The 14,931-nt window shown below is 59.0% G+C and carries 12 protein-coding genes and 1 riboswitch; of the genes, 4 read left to right on the forward strand and 8 right to left on the reverse strand.

All coding sequences use genetic code 11. From position 1 onward, the window contains the following. Positions 1-435: 435 nt before the first annotated feature. The 6 genes from uca to LJN55_RS11865 all read right to left on the reverse strand — a co-directional run bounded on the left by uca (position 436) and on the right by LJN55_RS11865 (position 8,183). A complete protein-coding gene (gene uca / locus LJN55_RS11840; RefSeq protein ID WP_227536334.1) occupies positions 436-4,032 on the reverse strand; it encodes an urea carboxylase in 3,597 nt (1,198 codons plus the stop codon). A 99-nt stretch (positions 4,033-4,131) separates the two neighbouring features. Then, complete coding sequence (locus LJN55_RS11845) at positions 4,132-4,767, reverse strand: urea amidolyase associated protein UAAP2 (RefSeq protein ID WP_133842059.1); 636 nt, start codon at positions 4,765-4,767, stop codon at positions 4,132-4,134. 11 nt (positions 4,768-4,778) lie between these two features. Continuing rightward, the gene (locus tag LJN55_RS11850) at positions 4,779-5,486 is read right to left on the reverse strand and encodes an urea amidolyase associated protein UAAP1 (protein WP_133842058.1); all 708 of its coding nucleotides are present in this window, start codon (positions 5,484-5,486) and stop codon (positions 4,779-4,781) included. After that, the gene (locus tag LJN55_RS11855) at positions 5,470-6,288 is read right to left on the reverse strand and encodes an ABC transporter ATP-binding protein (protein WP_227536335.1); all 819 of its coding nucleotides are present in this window, start codon (positions 6,286-6,288) and stop codon (positions 5,470-5,472) included. The genes LJN55_RS11850 and LJN55_RS11855 overlap by 17 nt, the downstream gene beginning before the upstream one ends. Beyond that, on the reverse strand, positions 6,285-7,100 hold the full coding sequence (locus LJN55_RS11860; protein ID WP_133842056.1) for an ABC transporter permease: 816 nt from the start codon (positions 7,098-7,100) through the stop codon (positions 6,285-6,287). Before LJN55_RS11860 ends, LJN55_RS11855 begins: the two co-directional genes overlap by 4 nt. Positions 7,101-7,124: 24 nt before the next feature. Then, on the reverse strand, positions 7,125-8,183 hold the full coding sequence (locus LJN55_RS11865) for a putative urea ABC transporter substrate-binding protein (protein ID WP_227536336.1): 1,059 nt from the start codon (positions 8,181-8,183) through the stop codon (positions 7,125-7,127). Positions 8,184-8,238: 55 nt separating this feature from the next. Beyond that, positions 8,239-8,337, reverse strand: a riboswitch (guanidine-I (ykkC/yxkD leader). A gap of 271 nt (positions 8,338-8,608) precedes the next feature. On the opposite strand from LJN55_RS11865, the gene LJN55_RS11870 reads away from it, so the two are divergent. Further along, positions 8,609-9,883: an MFS transporter gene (locus tag LJN55_RS11870; RefSeq protein ID WP_133842054.1), complete on the forward strand. Its 1,275-nt coding sequence runs from the start codon at positions 8,609-8,611 to the stop codon at positions 9,881-9,883. Between the two features lie 55 nt (positions 9,884-9,938). Here the strand turns inward: LJN55_RS11870 and LJN55_RS11875 are convergent, their stop codons facing one another. Continuing rightward, entirely contained in the window at positions 9,939-10,568 is a 630-nt protein-coding gene (locus LJN55_RS11875; RefSeq protein WP_227536337.1) for a Rossmann-fold NAD(P)-binding domain-containing protein, read from the reverse strand. After that, entirely contained in the window at positions 10,569-11,231 is a 663-nt protein-coding gene (locus LJN55_RS11880; protein WP_227534503.1) for an NAD(P)H-binding protein, read from the reverse strand. A gap of 154 nt (positions 11,232-11,385) precedes the next feature. Between LJN55_RS11880 and LJN55_RS11885 the strand changes: the two genes are divergently transcribed. From LJN55_RS11885 to LJN55_RS11895, 3 genes are read left to right on the forward strand one after another with little or no spacing between them, the layout of a single operon-like run. Next, entirely contained in the window at positions 11,386-12,627 is a 1,242-nt protein-coding gene (locus LJN55_RS11885; protein WP_159336653.1) for an MFS transporter, read from the forward strand. Between the two features lie 23 nt (positions 12,628-12,650). After that, positions 12,651-13,724: a sugar phosphate isomerase/epimerase family protein gene (locus tag LJN55_RS11890; protein ID WP_212815412.1), complete on the forward strand. Its 1,074-nt coding sequence runs from the start codon at positions 12,651-12,653 to the stop codon at positions 13,722-13,724. Further along, on the forward strand, positions 13,717-14,868 hold the full coding sequence (locus LJN55_RS11895) for a Gfo/Idh/MocA family protein (protein WP_212812709.1): 1,152 nt from the start codon (positions 13,717-13,719) through the stop codon (positions 14,866-14,868). The genes LJN55_RS11890 and LJN55_RS11895 overlap by 8 nt, the downstream gene beginning before the upstream one ends. Positions 14,869-14,931 lie beyond the last annotated feature (63 nt).

Below are 14,931 nucleotides of genomic sequence, written 5' to 3' on the forward strand. Positions count from 1 at the left end.
CAAACATCAACGGCCAGGTCAACGTCAAAAGAACAAACACGGAGCAAATATAAAAACCCCTTTTGGTCTTATTCAGTTTTTGTCTTTTTTAATTTTTAGATTTTGAATTGGGTTTTGACGTTGAAGCGGCAATTAAGCAGCGCTGAGGAAGCGATGTGAACCAGGATTCACCGCCAGGACGGCGGTGAAAGGTCGTGCCGGGACAGGACGTCCCGTCACGAGCGGTCCGTCGGTTAACGGAGCTGACGAAGGCATCCACGAAGTGGACGCTGCGCCTGCCGCAAGCGCGGATCCCTAAGGGCGGGGCGACTGCCGCCCTTAGGTCGCTTCGCCCACGAAGTGGGAAAGCGAAACGCCCTTGACGTTGACCTTAAGGCGTTGACCAGGAACTTGAACTTAGCCATGGCCAAGCCATCCCCGCCACACTTCCCAACGTTAAACGCCCATCACCACCACACATTGCCCTGCCCGCACCGATGACCCCGGTTCCACCCGGATGGACTCAATCACCCCACTGACGGGTGCCAGCAGCGGGATCTCCATTTTCATCGCTTCGATAATCACCAGGACATCACCTTGCGTGACACTGTCACCCACTGCACACTTCACCTGCCACAGATTGCCGGTAATCGCGCTCTCCACGGCCAGCATGCCTTCCGGCAGTACCGCTTCTTCGGTAACATCCCCTACCGCCTCCTGACTGTCAAAATGTGCCTGACCGCTGGCGATCCAGCGCTCGCGTTCGGCATTAAAGGCCGACTGCTGATGCTGACGGAAGTCGCTGATGCCCGTCGCCTGCTCCGCCAGGAACTGCTGATAGTCGGCCAGCGCCAGTTCGGTCTGCTCAATACGCAGCGGGTAGCGACCCAGCGGGAAATCACGGCGGATGCGCAGCAGCTCTTCGGATGACACCGGGTAAAACTTAATCTGGTCAAAGAAGCGCAGCAGCCAGGGCTTGCCGCCAAAGTCGGCGACCTCGCGGTAGCGATTCCACATTTGCAGCGTGCGCCCGACAAACTGATAGCCGCCCGGCCCTTCCATGCCGTACACGCACAGATACGCCCCGCCGATACCGACCGAGTTTTCCGCCGTCCAGGTTCGCGCCGGGTTGTATTTGGTGGTGACCAGGCGATGGCGCGGATCGAGCGGTGTGGCTACCGGTGCACCAAGGTAAACATCCCCCAGCCCCATCACCAGATAGTTTGCGGCAAACACCGTGTTGAACACGGCATCGATATCCGGCAGATCGTTGATGCGGCGAATAAACTCCAGATTGCTCGGGCACCAGGGGGCGTCGCGGCGCACCGTGGTCATGTATTTATCAATCGCCAGCTGGCAGGCCGGATCATCCCAGGAGAGTGGTAAATACACCACCCGCGACGGTACACGCAGATCGTCGCGGCTACTCACCGTCTGCCAGCGATCCCGCACCATCGTCAGCAGTTCGTCCTGCGGCAGTCTGTCGGGTTGATAGTGGATTTGCAGTGAGCGGATACCCGGCGTCAGGTCGATTATCGCCGGATGCTTGATCGCCTCAAGCGCCTGCATCAGCGCATGACCGCGAAAACGCAGTACCAGGTCCAGCTCCGGCGCCCCCATTTCCAGCAGCAGATGGGTATCCCCGGACAGCCGTGCCACCAGGCGACGATCGCCCTCGCCGATATCCAGCACCACCGGGGAGATCAACGCCGAAGCCTGCCAGACCGGTTCAGCCAGGGCGAGCTGTTGCAGCTCGGTATGGCGTGCGGCGTTCAGCTGGCGCGCCGTGGTGATCTTCACCGGAACAAAGCGCAGGCGGTCGCCCGCTTTAAGCTGGCCCACCAGCCACAAGTCAGCCTCGATGATGGTGACCGGGCAGACAAAACCGCCCAGGCTTGGGCCATCCGGGCCGAGAATAACCGGCATATCCCCGGTAAAGTCGACCGCGCCCACCGCATACGGGTTGTCGTGGATATTGGACGGATGCAGCCCGGCCTCGCCGCCGCTCTCACGCACCCACTCCGGTTTCGGGCCAATCAGGCGTACCCCGGTGCGGCTGGAGTTGAAGTGTACTTCCCAGTCAGTGGCAAAGAAGGTGTCGATATAGCCAGGCGTGAAATATTCCGGTGCCGCATGCGGGCCGTAGATCACCCTGAGCGTGCGGGTGGCGGGCAGTGCCGGGGTCAGTGCCGCAGGGAGTGCCTCGCCAGCGGTCGTATCCGTCAGTTCTGCGAGGTGAAGTACATCCCCGGTACGCAGCGCCCGACCCGCGTGGCCACCAAACTGGCCGAGGGTGAAGGTACTTTTACTGCCCAGATAATCGGGCACGGCAATGCCGCCGCGCAGGCAGAGATAGCTGCGTACCCCGGCGCCTTCGATGGCCCCGAGGGTTAACGTCGCGCCAGCCGGGATCAGGAAACTCTGGTTCATCGGCAACACTTCGCCGTCCAGCGCGATGGGGATTGTTGCACCGCACACCACTGCCACACTGGCGGTGTTAAAGCGCAGCGTTGGCCCGCTCAGGGTGATCTCCAGCGCGGCGGCATCGGTCGCGTTGTTCAGCAGACGATTGCCGAAGCGCAGCGCGCGGTCATCCATCGGCCCGGACGGCGGCACTCCCACCGCCCAGTAACCCAGGCGACCGGGGAAATCCTGCACCGTGGTCTGGGTTCCGGCGCTCAGGACTTCAACGGTAGTGGCCTGATAGTGCAAGGCATCCAGGAAGCGCGTCCAGGGTTCACCACTGGCAAACGGCGCGGCGTGCAGGATCTGTTGCAGGTACTGGCGATTGACCTCCACGCCGTACAGGCGCGTCTCGTTCAGCGCCGTGTCCAGCGCGGCAATTGCCTGTTCGCGGGTGGCGCAGCAGGTAATAATTTTTGCCAGCAGCGGATCGAAGAACGGCGGAACGTCGCAGCCGGACTCGACCCAGGTATCGATGCGTAATTGCTGACCATCGACAGGCGGGAAACTGACCTCGGTCAGCAGCCCCGGTGACGGCTGGAACTGGCGGCCCGGATCTTCCGCGTAGACACGTGCCTGAATGGCATGACCTGTAGGTGACAACGTCACGTAAAGGTCATTCAGCGGCGGCAACGTGCCCGCGGCCAGGGCGATCATCCAGCGCACCAGATCCACGCCCCACACCTGTTCAGTCACGCCGTGCTCTACCTGAAGCCGGGTATTCACCTCCAGGAACCAGAACTGCTGCATCGCACTGTCGTAAACAAACTCCACCGTACCGGCACTGCGGTAGTTCACCGCTTTTGCCAGCGTGATGGCCGCGCTGCACAGCGCCTCCGCCATCCCGGCCGGCAGATTCGGTGCCGGGGTTTCTTCAATCACTTTCTGATTGCGGCGCTGCACGGAGCAGTCGCGCACGCCCAGCGCGATCACCTCGCCCTGTCCGTCACCGAAAATTTGCACTTCAAGATGCCGCGCGCGTTCGATGTATTTTTCGATAAACACACCCGCATCGCTGAAGTTGTTCTGACCAAGACGCTTCACTGCATCAAACGCCTGGCTCAGCCCCTCGGCATCGTGACAGACGCGCATACCGATGCCGCCCCCGCCGGCGGTGCTTTTCAGCATCACCGGGTATCCCACCTGGCGGGCCGCCGTCAGCGCCGCGTCAATATCATCCAGCAGGTCGGTGCCTTCCAGCAGCGGGATCTGCTGCTCTCGCGCCAGCGCACGCGCCGTATGTTTTAAGCCAAACAGCCGCAGTTGTTCTGCCGTGGGGCCGACAAAGGCGATGCCCGCTGCGTCACAGGCGTCGGCAAAGGCGGCATTTTCCGAGAGAAAACCGTAGCCGGGATGGATCGCCTGGGCACCACTCTCCAGGGCTGCGGCAATGATTTTTTCCACCACCAGATAGGTTTGCGCCGCCGGACCGTCGCCGAGGCTGATGGCCTCATCGGCCTCGCGGATATGCAGGCTGGTGGCATCCGCTTCGGAGAAGACCGCCACGCCAGTAACGTCCATCGCACGCAGCGTACGCAAAATACGGCACGCAATCGCGCCACGATTAGCAATCAGCAGTTTTGTAAACATAGAGGCAGACTCACATCAGGGCGGGCCGTCCCGCCAGAATCCTGGCCGCCTGAGGTCGTCCTCAGGGGAAAATGCATTTTCTCAGCTGAGTATCAGCAATCAGTTCCACACCAGCACTTCGGCAGCGGTGGGGTTCCAGCCGTTGCAGGGATTATTCAGCTGCGGGCAGTTGGAGATCAGCACAATCACGTCGCATTCCGCGCGCAGTTCCACGTATTTCCCGGCGGCAGAGATCCCGTCTTCAAACGTCAGGCCGCCCTCAGGCGTCACCGGTACATTCATAAAGAAGTTAATGTTGGCAGTGATATCGCGCTTGTTCAGCCGCCCGTCGTGCAGGCAGGCGCAGAGGAAGTTATCGCGGCAGCTGTGCATATAGCGCGTATCGGCGTGATAGCGCACGGTGTTACTTTCCTGCGCACAGGCTCCGCCAAGCGTATCGTGGCGGCCACAGGTATCGGCAACAAGGGTCAGCAGCGGGTTGCCGAGGTTGGAATAAAGCACGCTGCCGCAGGTCAGATAGGCATTGTTTTGACGGCGTAACGTTCGCTGGGCGTCATAGCGCTCACGCGGGCTGGCGGCGCGGTAAAACAGCGTATCCACCGCCTGGTTACCTTCCAGATCGTGCAGGCGCACCGTCTGGCCTTTTTTTACCTCAAACAGGAACGGCTCTCCCGCCGGGATCGTGTGGCGATAGACCGCATCGGCAGGGTTTTTGTCACTGGTGGTTAACGTCATCGGGTGGCTCCTTATACGACAAAGCGCTCAATATTCTGGAAGGCGCGCAGATTTTCCGGGCGCGAGGTTTTGCACAGCGTCAGCCCTGCCGGATCGCTGGCAGGCATCAGCGCAAGCCGTACCGGACGTGGCGTGTATTCCTGGTTTGGGTCCATCGGGTGCGGCAGCGCAGTCAGCACCACCAGGATATCCATCGGCGCATACAGCTCTACCACGCTGCCGGGGGCGGAGTGCTGCGGATGGAAGGTGAATGCGCCCTGCTCATCTACCGTCACTTTGCTGAACAGATTGAGCACCATGTGCAGATCTTCGAGGTTGAGATTCCATTTACCCATCTCGATCAGCAGGTTATCCATCCCGTTGCGATGGAAACCATTGCGCCGTTCCTGATAGCGCCCCTGACCGTATTTTTCCGCCACTTCCTCCGCGTTCAACACGCCACCGAAGCTGTCGTGCCAGCCACAGGTGTCAGTGACGATGGCCGCCAGCACGCGGCCCATATCGGAGTAGAGGCAGTGCCCTGCGCCCAGCCGCGCGGTGTGTTGCCCTTTCAACGTGTCCGGCAGGTTCAGCCGCTCGCTTTTCTCATGGGCGTTAAACAGCATCAGGCTGACATTGGCGCCCCCCTCGATGTCCGTCAAACGCAGGCTCTGCCCCTGTTTCACCACAAACGAGGTATGACCGCCGCCGGGTAACGTTTCTTCATAGGGATGTGTCATGTGAAATCTCCGGGTTAAATGATTGTGCTGCCAGTGCCGGGTACGGGATCACCGCACCCGGCTGCTGACGCTGCCGCAGGCGAGTTTCATTCAGCGGCAAATCGTAGGTCACGCGCGCTCCCCATGCGTTGGGCTCATGGGGGTCGATGCGGACTTTGTCGAACACCAGCAGGCGGGTGCCGAGGTTGAAGCCTTCTGACAGGTCGTGGGTGACCATAAACACCGTCAGCTGAGTTTCCTGCCACAGCGAGAGCAGCAGACTGTGCATATCCTTGCGAATGCCGGGATCGAGCGCGCCGAACGGTTCATCCAGCAACAGAATGCGCGGGCGCATAATAAAGGCCTGGGCGATCGCCAGCCGCTGTTGCATGCCGCCGGAGAGCTGGGCCGGATACTTCTCCAGTGCATGCCCCAGTCCAACCCGCTCCAGCATCTCAGCGGCCTGTTCACGTGCCGCTTTTTTACGCCGTCCAAACAGACGCCCGAGAAACGCTGCCTGCGGCAGTTCCAGCCCGATGGCGACGTTATCCAGCACATTCAGATGGGGGAACACGGAGTAGCGCTGAAACACGACGCCACGGCTGGCGTCCGGCTCTGGCGTCAGCGGCTGGCCTTCCAGCAGGATGGTGCCTTGACTCGGTTTCTCCTGGCCCAGTAGCAGGCGCAGAAACGTCGATTTCCCGCAGCCAGAGGCCCCGACCATGGTGCAGAACTCCCCTTCGTTAATGCTCAGGTTGAGGTTCTCCAGCACCACGTGGTTGCCGTACTCCTGCCAGATATGGTTGATATCGATAAAACTCATGATTTTTCTCCCTGTGCCCAGGGGAAGCACAGCCGGTTAAGGTGGCGCAGCCCGAGGTCCATCAGCCACGCCAGCAGCGTGATCCAGATGACGTACGGCAGAATGACGTCCATTGCCATGTACCTGCGCACCAGGAAGATGCGGTAGCCCAGTCCGGCAGTGGATGAGATGGCTTCTGCGGAGATCAGGAACAACCAGGCCGATCCCAGCAGCAGGCGCAGTGAGGTCAGCAGCCGGGTTAACAGCTGCGGTAAGACCACCCGCAGCACCACTGTCCAGCTGTTGGCCCCGAGGGTCTGCGCCTTAATCAGGATCTCCACCGGAATTTCCCGCGCCCGCTGCTCAAGGTCACGCGCCAGCATGGGTGTAATCCCAATGACGATCAGCATAATTTTCGACAGTTCATCGAGGCCGAAGACGATAAACAGCACCGGGAGGATCGCCAGCGGCGGGACCATCGAGACCACCGTCATAAACGACGACAGCGGCGATCGCCACATAGGGAAAACCCCGGAGGCGATACCAAAGCACAGCCCCAGCAGTGAGGCGATGCCCAGCCCGATCAGCAGCCTGCCGAGACTGACGGCGGTGTCCATCCACAACAGGTATTCGCCACTGCGTTTATCCGGGGTAAATGCCATGCGCCATACCGCATCGGCCATCTGCCCCAGTCCCGGTAACAGCTTGTCGTGGGGGTTGGCCTCCAGCCGCACCGCAGAACCGATAAAGTACGCGGCGATCACCAGCACAAAGGGCAGCAGAATCAGCATCAGGTGCAGGCCCTTTTCAGGGTGTCGATTAATTTGCCGCATCGTTTGGCCTCCTCAGAGTGATGATCACAGCGTGCCGGCAGCCGCCATCTTCAGATAGCTGTCGTCGAAGCGCAGTTTGATATTGCTGTTGTCGCCCAGGGTCACGTTGCCGGGGAAGCTCATGCCGATGAAATCCGCACTCTGCGCGCCATCGCCGAGCAGGCCTTTTTCAAAGGAGAAGTTCGCCACACGCTGCATGGTTTTCGCCAGTTCGACATCGGTGACAAACTTCAGGTTGTCGGCCGGGGTGTAAAACAGATGGGTGGTTTTGAGCTGGGCCTGATAGCCGCTGAGATCGGTACCGGAGGCGACGGCCATCGCGCTCAGCGCGTCTTTATCGCCCGCTTTCATCTGCGCCATCATTTCATACCAGGCGCCCGTCAGTGCTTTACCCAGTGCCGGGTTATCTTTCAGTACTGCGCTGTTCACCACCATCATGTCGATCAGCTCGCCGGGCACCTGTGAAGACTCAAACACTTCGCTGGTGTTGGGGGTGTTTTTGATCACCGACAGCTGCGGGTTCCAGGCGACAGCGGCCTGCACGCCCTTGGTGGCGAAAGCAGAGACAATATCGGCATCCGAGGTGTTAACCACCGTAACGTCTTTTTCCTGCAATCCGGCTTTTTCCAGGCCGCGTACCAGCAGGTAATGCGACACCGACAGCTCAGGCAGATAGACCTTCATGCCTTTCAGGTCGTTCAGCGTTTTGCCTTTCCCCTTCAGCACCACACCGTCGTTGCCTTCGGAATAACTGCCCAGGATCAGCGCGGTGGAGTCCACGCCACCGGCGGCGGGAATGGTCAGCGCATCCATATTGGTCATCGTGCAGCCGTCAAACTGTCCGGCGGTGTACTGATTGATGGATTCGATATAGTCGTTGAGCTGAGTGACGTGGATTTTAATGCCGTATTTCGCCGCCCACTTATCGATGATGCCGGAAGTGGCAATCTGGCCCCATGGCATCCAGCCTGCGTAAATGGTCCAGCAGACATTGAACTCTTTCTTAGGGGCGGCCTGGGAAGGAACGCTAACCAGCGCGGTGACGCTGAGAAGGCAAATGCTGAGGATGTGGGAAAATTTCATTGTAACCTCGGTGTTGGCGGATAATACGGGGCAGCGCTACACCAGTGGTGTTGCTGTCTCCCGGGCTTTTATCCCGCCGTGTAACCCCAACCGAGGTCGCCAGCTCTCGGACCAGTCATCCACGTCGTGGACCGGAACCCTAGCCTGCTATTGTGTTCAGTGATCGGTATAACGCTGCTGCTTGGGAAAGATAAAGCAAGAGTTATGCCAGGAGGGTTTTCACTGCAAAACAAGAGGTTATTGATCACGCGTGAACGCTCACGTTCGTTTATGGGGCATCATTTTCTGGCAGACTGCATCAGAAGTGTGCATCCCGATACTGACACCCGGTCATCACTTCCCGTTAAAACAATGCATTGTCGGTAACGGTTTGCCTGTCTACCCTTGCAGTACGCTGTTTTATTCATCATAAGGTCCTGAGAACCATGACACAGTCTGAATCTGTCCGCAGAAAGGCGCTGATTGCCGGTGCCGTCGGTAACTTTATCGAGTGGTATGAGTTTGCCGTGTATGGCTTTCTCGCCACGGTGATTGCCCGTAACTTTTTTACCTTACAGGGCGAATCTGAACTGACCGGGATCATCCTCACCTGGGCCTCCTTCGCCATTGCCTTTTTCTTCCGGCCGCTGGGGGCAATTGTTTTTGGTCGCATCGGCGACAGAATTGGCCGCAAACCCACGCTGATCGCGGTGCTGATACTGATGACGCTGGCGACAGCAGCGATAGGCCTGGTGCCTGTTTATGCCTCTATCGGTCTGGCTGCCCCACTGATTATTACTCTGTTGCGCATTCTTCAGGGCCTGTTTGCCGGGGGTGAGTACGGCGGTGCAGTGTCACTGATGACCGAGTTTGCGCCAAAAGGGAAAAGAGGGTTATACGGTGCATGGCAATCGCTGACCGTGGCCTTTGGCCTGCTGGCCGGGGCGGCAATGGTGGCGGTGCTGACGGCAACCCTGAGCAGTGAGGCGCTGCACAGCTGGGGCTGGCGCATTCCCTTCCTGACGGCGCTGCCGCTGGGCCTGGTGGCGCTCTGGCTGCGGATGCAGCTGGAAGAAACGCCCACCTTCAGCAAGGCCAGCGTTGAGCACCGCGCGCCAGACGGCGGACTGGTGTTCCGGGTGATCCTGCTGGGTATTGGCCGGGTAATGGTGTGGTCAGCGGCGGGCTACACCTATCTGGTGGTGATGCCAACCTATTTACAGTCAGTGTTGCATACCGGGCTGAATCAGGCGCTGGTGATTGCCGTGCTCTCCAATATCGGCTTTGCCCTGACGATTTTACCCGCCGGGATACTCAGCGACCGCCTCGGTCGTCGTAACGTGATGGTGTTTGCCAGCGTGATGTTACTGATTTTCGCCTGGCCTTTGCTGAAGGTATTGCAGATGCCCGATATCGGCTTGTGGGTGAAGTGCCTGGTGGTGCTGTTTGCCGGAGGGCTGGTGGGACTGCTGGCCGGGCCGGGGCCTGCGATGTTGTCTGAGATGTTCCCAACTCGGGTGCGCTATACCGGACTGGGGCTGGCCTATTCGCTCTCCAATGCAATCTTCTCCGGTTGCGCCGGGTTGATTATCAGCGGCTTGATCAAGCAGACCGGCAACAACGACATCCCGGCATTTTATGTGATGGCGACTGCGGTGATCAGCATCGCTGCGCTGATGACACTGCGGGGGGACGATCACCGGCGAGAGCTGGATGAGTGACGTTGTTCTGCCACGCAGGGTTACTGCCATAAGCGCGCCCAACACTCATCAACGGTCAGACTAATTCCGCAGCCGGAATAATATGGTTACCCGGCTGCGGATTCAGCGCCGCGTCCAGCAGCGCACGCGCAATATTCTGTGCCGGATTCAGGCGCATCCGTTTTGGCAGCAGCGGCCCCGCCACCCGCAGGAAGCTCATCATCAGTGCCTCCATCGTCCGCGCTTCCTCACGCTCTCCGCCAATCAGGCCCGGGCGCACCAGCGTCAGTGAATCAAACCCGAGCTGCGCAAGATCGCGCTCCAGCTCCCCTTTGACCCGATTGTAAAAAAAGCGCGACGCGATAGAAACACCGGTAGCCGAGTTCAGTACACAGGTCTGAACACCCTGCGCTTTTGCCTGACGCGCAATCGCCAGCGGGTAATGGTAATCAACCCGCTTAAATGCGTCACGCGTTTGTGCCTTTTTCATGGTGGTACCTAACGTGCAGATCATCGCATCGGCCTGCCACCAGGGTTCGTTCCACGGCAGGCTGTCAAAATTGACCACCGGGGCCAGCAGTTTGGGATGTGCAGGCAGCGCCCGTCGTACCGGAGCCACTACCGATGTGACGCGTTCATCTTGCAGTGCCAGGCGTAATACCTGTCCGCCTACCAGTCCCGTTGCTCCTGCCAGCAATAACTTCATTTATGCTTCCCCGGCCAGATGTCCGATAGCCGAATCCACCGGCGTATCGCCGTCGGTCAGTTCGATAAGCTTGTGCGACACCTGCGGCTGTTCAACCAGTGCCACCAGCGCGGCGGCGACGTTATCGCGCGATATATTCCCGTAAGGGATCGCCAGCCCGGCATTCACGCGGCCCGCTCCGGTCTCGTCAGTCAGCGTGCCAGGGCGCAGGATCACCCAATCGAGGTCGCTGGCGGCCAGATGGACATCGGCCTGTTTCTTCACTGCCATGTAATATTCAAAGGTCTCTGAAATTGTCTTAGCACGCCCGGCTTCAGGAAAAGCGGACACCAGCAGAAAACGTGAAACGCCCGCCTGCTGCGCCGCCGCCACGGCCAGCTCCAGTCCTTTACCATCGATGGCCTGCGTGGTTTCCTTCCCTCCTTTCCCCCCCGCACCGGCGGTAAATACCAGGCTGTCGCAGCCGCGCAGTAACTCGCTGAGCCCGGTCACGGTCAGCCGTGTCAGGTCCCCCGGCGCGCTTTGGGCACCGAGCTTTTGCAGTTCTTCACCCTGTTCGGGATGGCGGTGAAGTGCCACCGGCTGATGCCCGCGCTGTGCGAGCTGGCTGACCAGACGGCGGCCCACATTGCCTGCCGCACCAATAATAAATACCTTACTCATTGCGATCTCCAGATCATGAACCAGCCTCAATCTTAGCTGATTGATTGTGACTCGCCTCGCACTTCGCAGCAATGCCACAGGAAAGTATAAAAGTAATCGATTACATTGTGCGTGAGATTAATTGTAATCGATTACTTTATGAAGGGGTCTGACGATGGTTTCTTCCGTTGAGCATGCAGGCGTTGCGGGCAGTAAACAGGTTTTACTGGTGCCACGCCTGGCATTAATGATGTTTTTACAGTTCTTTATCTGGGGCACCTGGTCGGTGACGCTGGGCCTGGTGATGACCCAACATAACCTTGGGACGATCATTGGCGATGCCTTCTCCGCCGGGCCGATTGCCTCGATCCTCTCGCCGTTTGTCCTGGGGATGATCGTTGACCGTTTCTTCCCCTCGCAGAAAGTGATGGCGCTGCTGCATCTGGCGGGTGCTGTGATCCTGTGGTTTGTGCCCGGCGCGCTGGAAGCACAAAACGGTTCGCTGCTGATTGTGCTGCTGTTCGCTTATACGCTGTGCTACATGCCGACGCTGGCACTCACCAACAATATTGCGTTTCACAGTCTGAGCAACAGTGAGAAAAGTTTCCCTGTGGTGCGTGTGTTCGGCACCATCGGCTGGATTGTTGCCGGGATCTGCATTGGCGTCAGTGGGATTTCCGCCAGCGTGATGATCTTCCAGCTGGCTGCCGCCTGTTCGGTGCTGCTGGCTGCCTACAGCCTGACGCTGCCGCACACCCCTGCTCCGGCCAAAGGCCTGCCGTTCCGGGTACGGGACCTGTTCTGTGCGGATGCCTTCAGCCTGCTGAAGCAGAGTCACTTCCTGATTTTCGCTCTCTGCGCCACGCTGATCTCTATCCCGCTGGGCACCTATTACGCCTTTACCGCCACCTTCCTTGCCGATGTCGGTATCCAGGATGTCAGCAGCGCGATGTCCTTCGGTCAGATGTCGGAAATCGTCTTTATGCTGATTATCCCGCTGCTGTTCCGCCGGCTGGGGGTGAAATACATGCTGCTGATCGGCATGGTGGCGTGGTTCGTGCGCTACATGCTGTTTGCTTATGGCGTGAGCGATGAAGCGCGCTGGCTGTTGTACGCCGGGATCCTGCTGCACGGGGTCTGCTACGACTTCTTCTTTGTCATCGGTTTTATCTACACCGACCGCGTGGCCGGCACCCAGGTGAAAGGCCAGGCGCAGAGCCTGATTGTGATGTTCACCTACGGCATCGGCATGCTGCTGGGTTCGCAAATCTCCGGCGCGCTGTACAACCATCTGTTCACGGCGGGGAGCCCGCATGCACTGAGTGACTGGACGACGTTCTGGTTAATCCCGGCCGTTGCCGCGCTGGTGATCGCCGTGATCTTCCTGTTCTCGTTCCGCTACAAAGAACAGCGTTAATTTTTACCCTTCAGGAGAATGCAATGAAGACATTAAAAGGCCCGGGTTTGTTCCTGTCACAGTTTATCGGCCAGGATGCGCCCTTTAATACGCTGGATAACCTCGCACAGTGGGCGGCGGATTTAGGTTTCAAGGCGTTGCAGATCCCCTGTAATCACCCGCACATTTTCGATGTGGAAAAAGCGGCGAACAGCCAGAGCTATTGCGATGATATTCGTGAACGCCTGGCGGCATACGGGCTGACGATCAGCGAGCTGTCCACCCATCTGGAAGGTCAGCTGATTGCCGTGCACCCCGCCTATGACGAAGCGTTTAACGATTTTGCCCCGGAGGCGGTTCGTCATGATCCCCGCGCCCGCCAGCAGTGGGCCACTGGGGTACTGATGCAGGCGGCGCAGGCGTCTGCCCGCCTGGGGCTGACGGCGCACGCCACCTTTTCCGGGGCGCTGGCCTGGCCCTATTTCTATCCGTGGCCACCGCGTAAAGCCGCACTGATTGATACCGCGTTCAGCGAGCTGGCCGTGCGCTGGAAGCCGATCCTCGACGTTTTCGACCATCACGGAGTGGACGTCTGCTACGAGCTGCATCCGTCAGAAGATCTGCACGATGGCATCAGTTTTGAGCGTTTCCTCGCCGCAGTGGACCACCATCCGCGCTGCAATATCCTGTTTGATCCCAGCCATATGCTGCTGCAACAGATGGATTATCTGGCCTTTATCGATATTTATCACAGCAGAATTAAAGCTTTTCACGTCAAGGATGCGGAGTTTACCCCATCAGGGCGCAGCGGCGTTTATGGCGGCTACCAGACATGGATTGAGCGCGCCGGGCGCTTCCGTTCACCTGGCGACGGGCAGATCGATTTCAAGGCCATTTTCAGCAAACTGGCGCAGTACGGCTATGACGGCTGGGCGGTGCTGGAGTGGGAGTGCTGCCTGAAAGACGCCGCCACGGGCGCCCGCGAAGGGGCCCAGTTTATTGCTCAGAATATTATTCCGGTTGCCGACCGCGCGTTTGATGATTTCGCCGCTACCAGCGAGTCCGATACCGCCATTCGTTCGATGCTGGGCATCACAGGAGTCAACTCACATGATTAAAGTGGGCATTGTCGGGTCGGGCTTCATTGGCCCGGCGCATATTGAGGCGATCCGTCGCCTTGGTTTCGTTGAGGTGGTCGCACTGTGCGACAGTTCACTGGTGGTAGCGCAGGAGAAAGCACAGCAGTACAACGTGCCTTTTGCCTATGGCGATGTGGCCGAACTGCTCCAGCATCCGGGGCTGTCGGTGGTGCACAACTGCACGCCAAACCATCTGCATGCGGCAATCAACCGGCAGATTCTGCTGGCGGGAAAACACGTCTTCTCCGAGAAGCCACTCTGTATGACGGCCGCCGAAGCACGCGAACTGGTGACGCTGGCAGAACAGGCGGGCGTGGTGCATGCGGTGAGTTTTGTCTATCGACAGTTCGCGATGGTGCAGCAGGCGGCCAGTATGATCCGTCATCAGCAGGCCGGGCGTATTTTTGCGGTTCATGGCAGCTATTTACAGGACTGGATGCTGCATGACACGGACTTTAACTGGCGTATTCTGCCGGATAAAGGGGGCGTGTCGCGCACCGTGGCGGATATTGGTTCGCACTGGTGCGATACCCTGCAATTTGTCACCGGGCGTAAAATCAGCGCCGTTATGGCGGATTTCGCCATCGTTCATCCAAGCCGGAAAGCCAGCCTTAGCGACGGCAGCACCTTCACCTCGGGCAAGGCAGCGGAAGACTATCAGGAGGTGGCGGTGGAAACCGAAGATTTTGCTTCTGTCCTGCTGCGTTTCGACGACGGCAGCAAAGGCAGCATGACGGTATCGCAGGTCAGCGCCGGACGTAAAAATCGCCTGGCGTTTGAGATCAACGCCAGCAAACTCTCCCTGGGCTGGGATCAGGAAGCCCCGCAAACGTTATGGCTTGGCCAGCGCGACGGGCCGAATCAGCGTCTGTCGGACGACCCCTCTTTGCTGAACCCGGATGTCGCCGCGACGGCGCATTTCCCCGGTGGGCATATCGAAGGCTGGCCAGATGCCTTTAAAAACATGATGCTTAACTTCTACCGTTACATTCAGGCGGGCAAGCAGCCGGGCACCGATGTCGGCAACTTTGCCACCTTCCACGATGGCGCGAATATCATGTTCATTATTGACGCGATGGTTCAAAGCCATCAACAGCAGCGCTGGATCACCGTCCAGGACTGACGCTCTCCCGGTCACGGTTTCCCGTGGCCGTTCATCCGTTGAATTCAGCCGTTTCCCGAAGTG

The organism is Erwinia rhapontici, from assembly GCF_020683125.1.
GTDB lineage: Bacteria > Pseudomonadota > Gammaproteobacteria > Enterobacterales > Enterobacteriaceae > Erwinia > Erwinia rhapontici.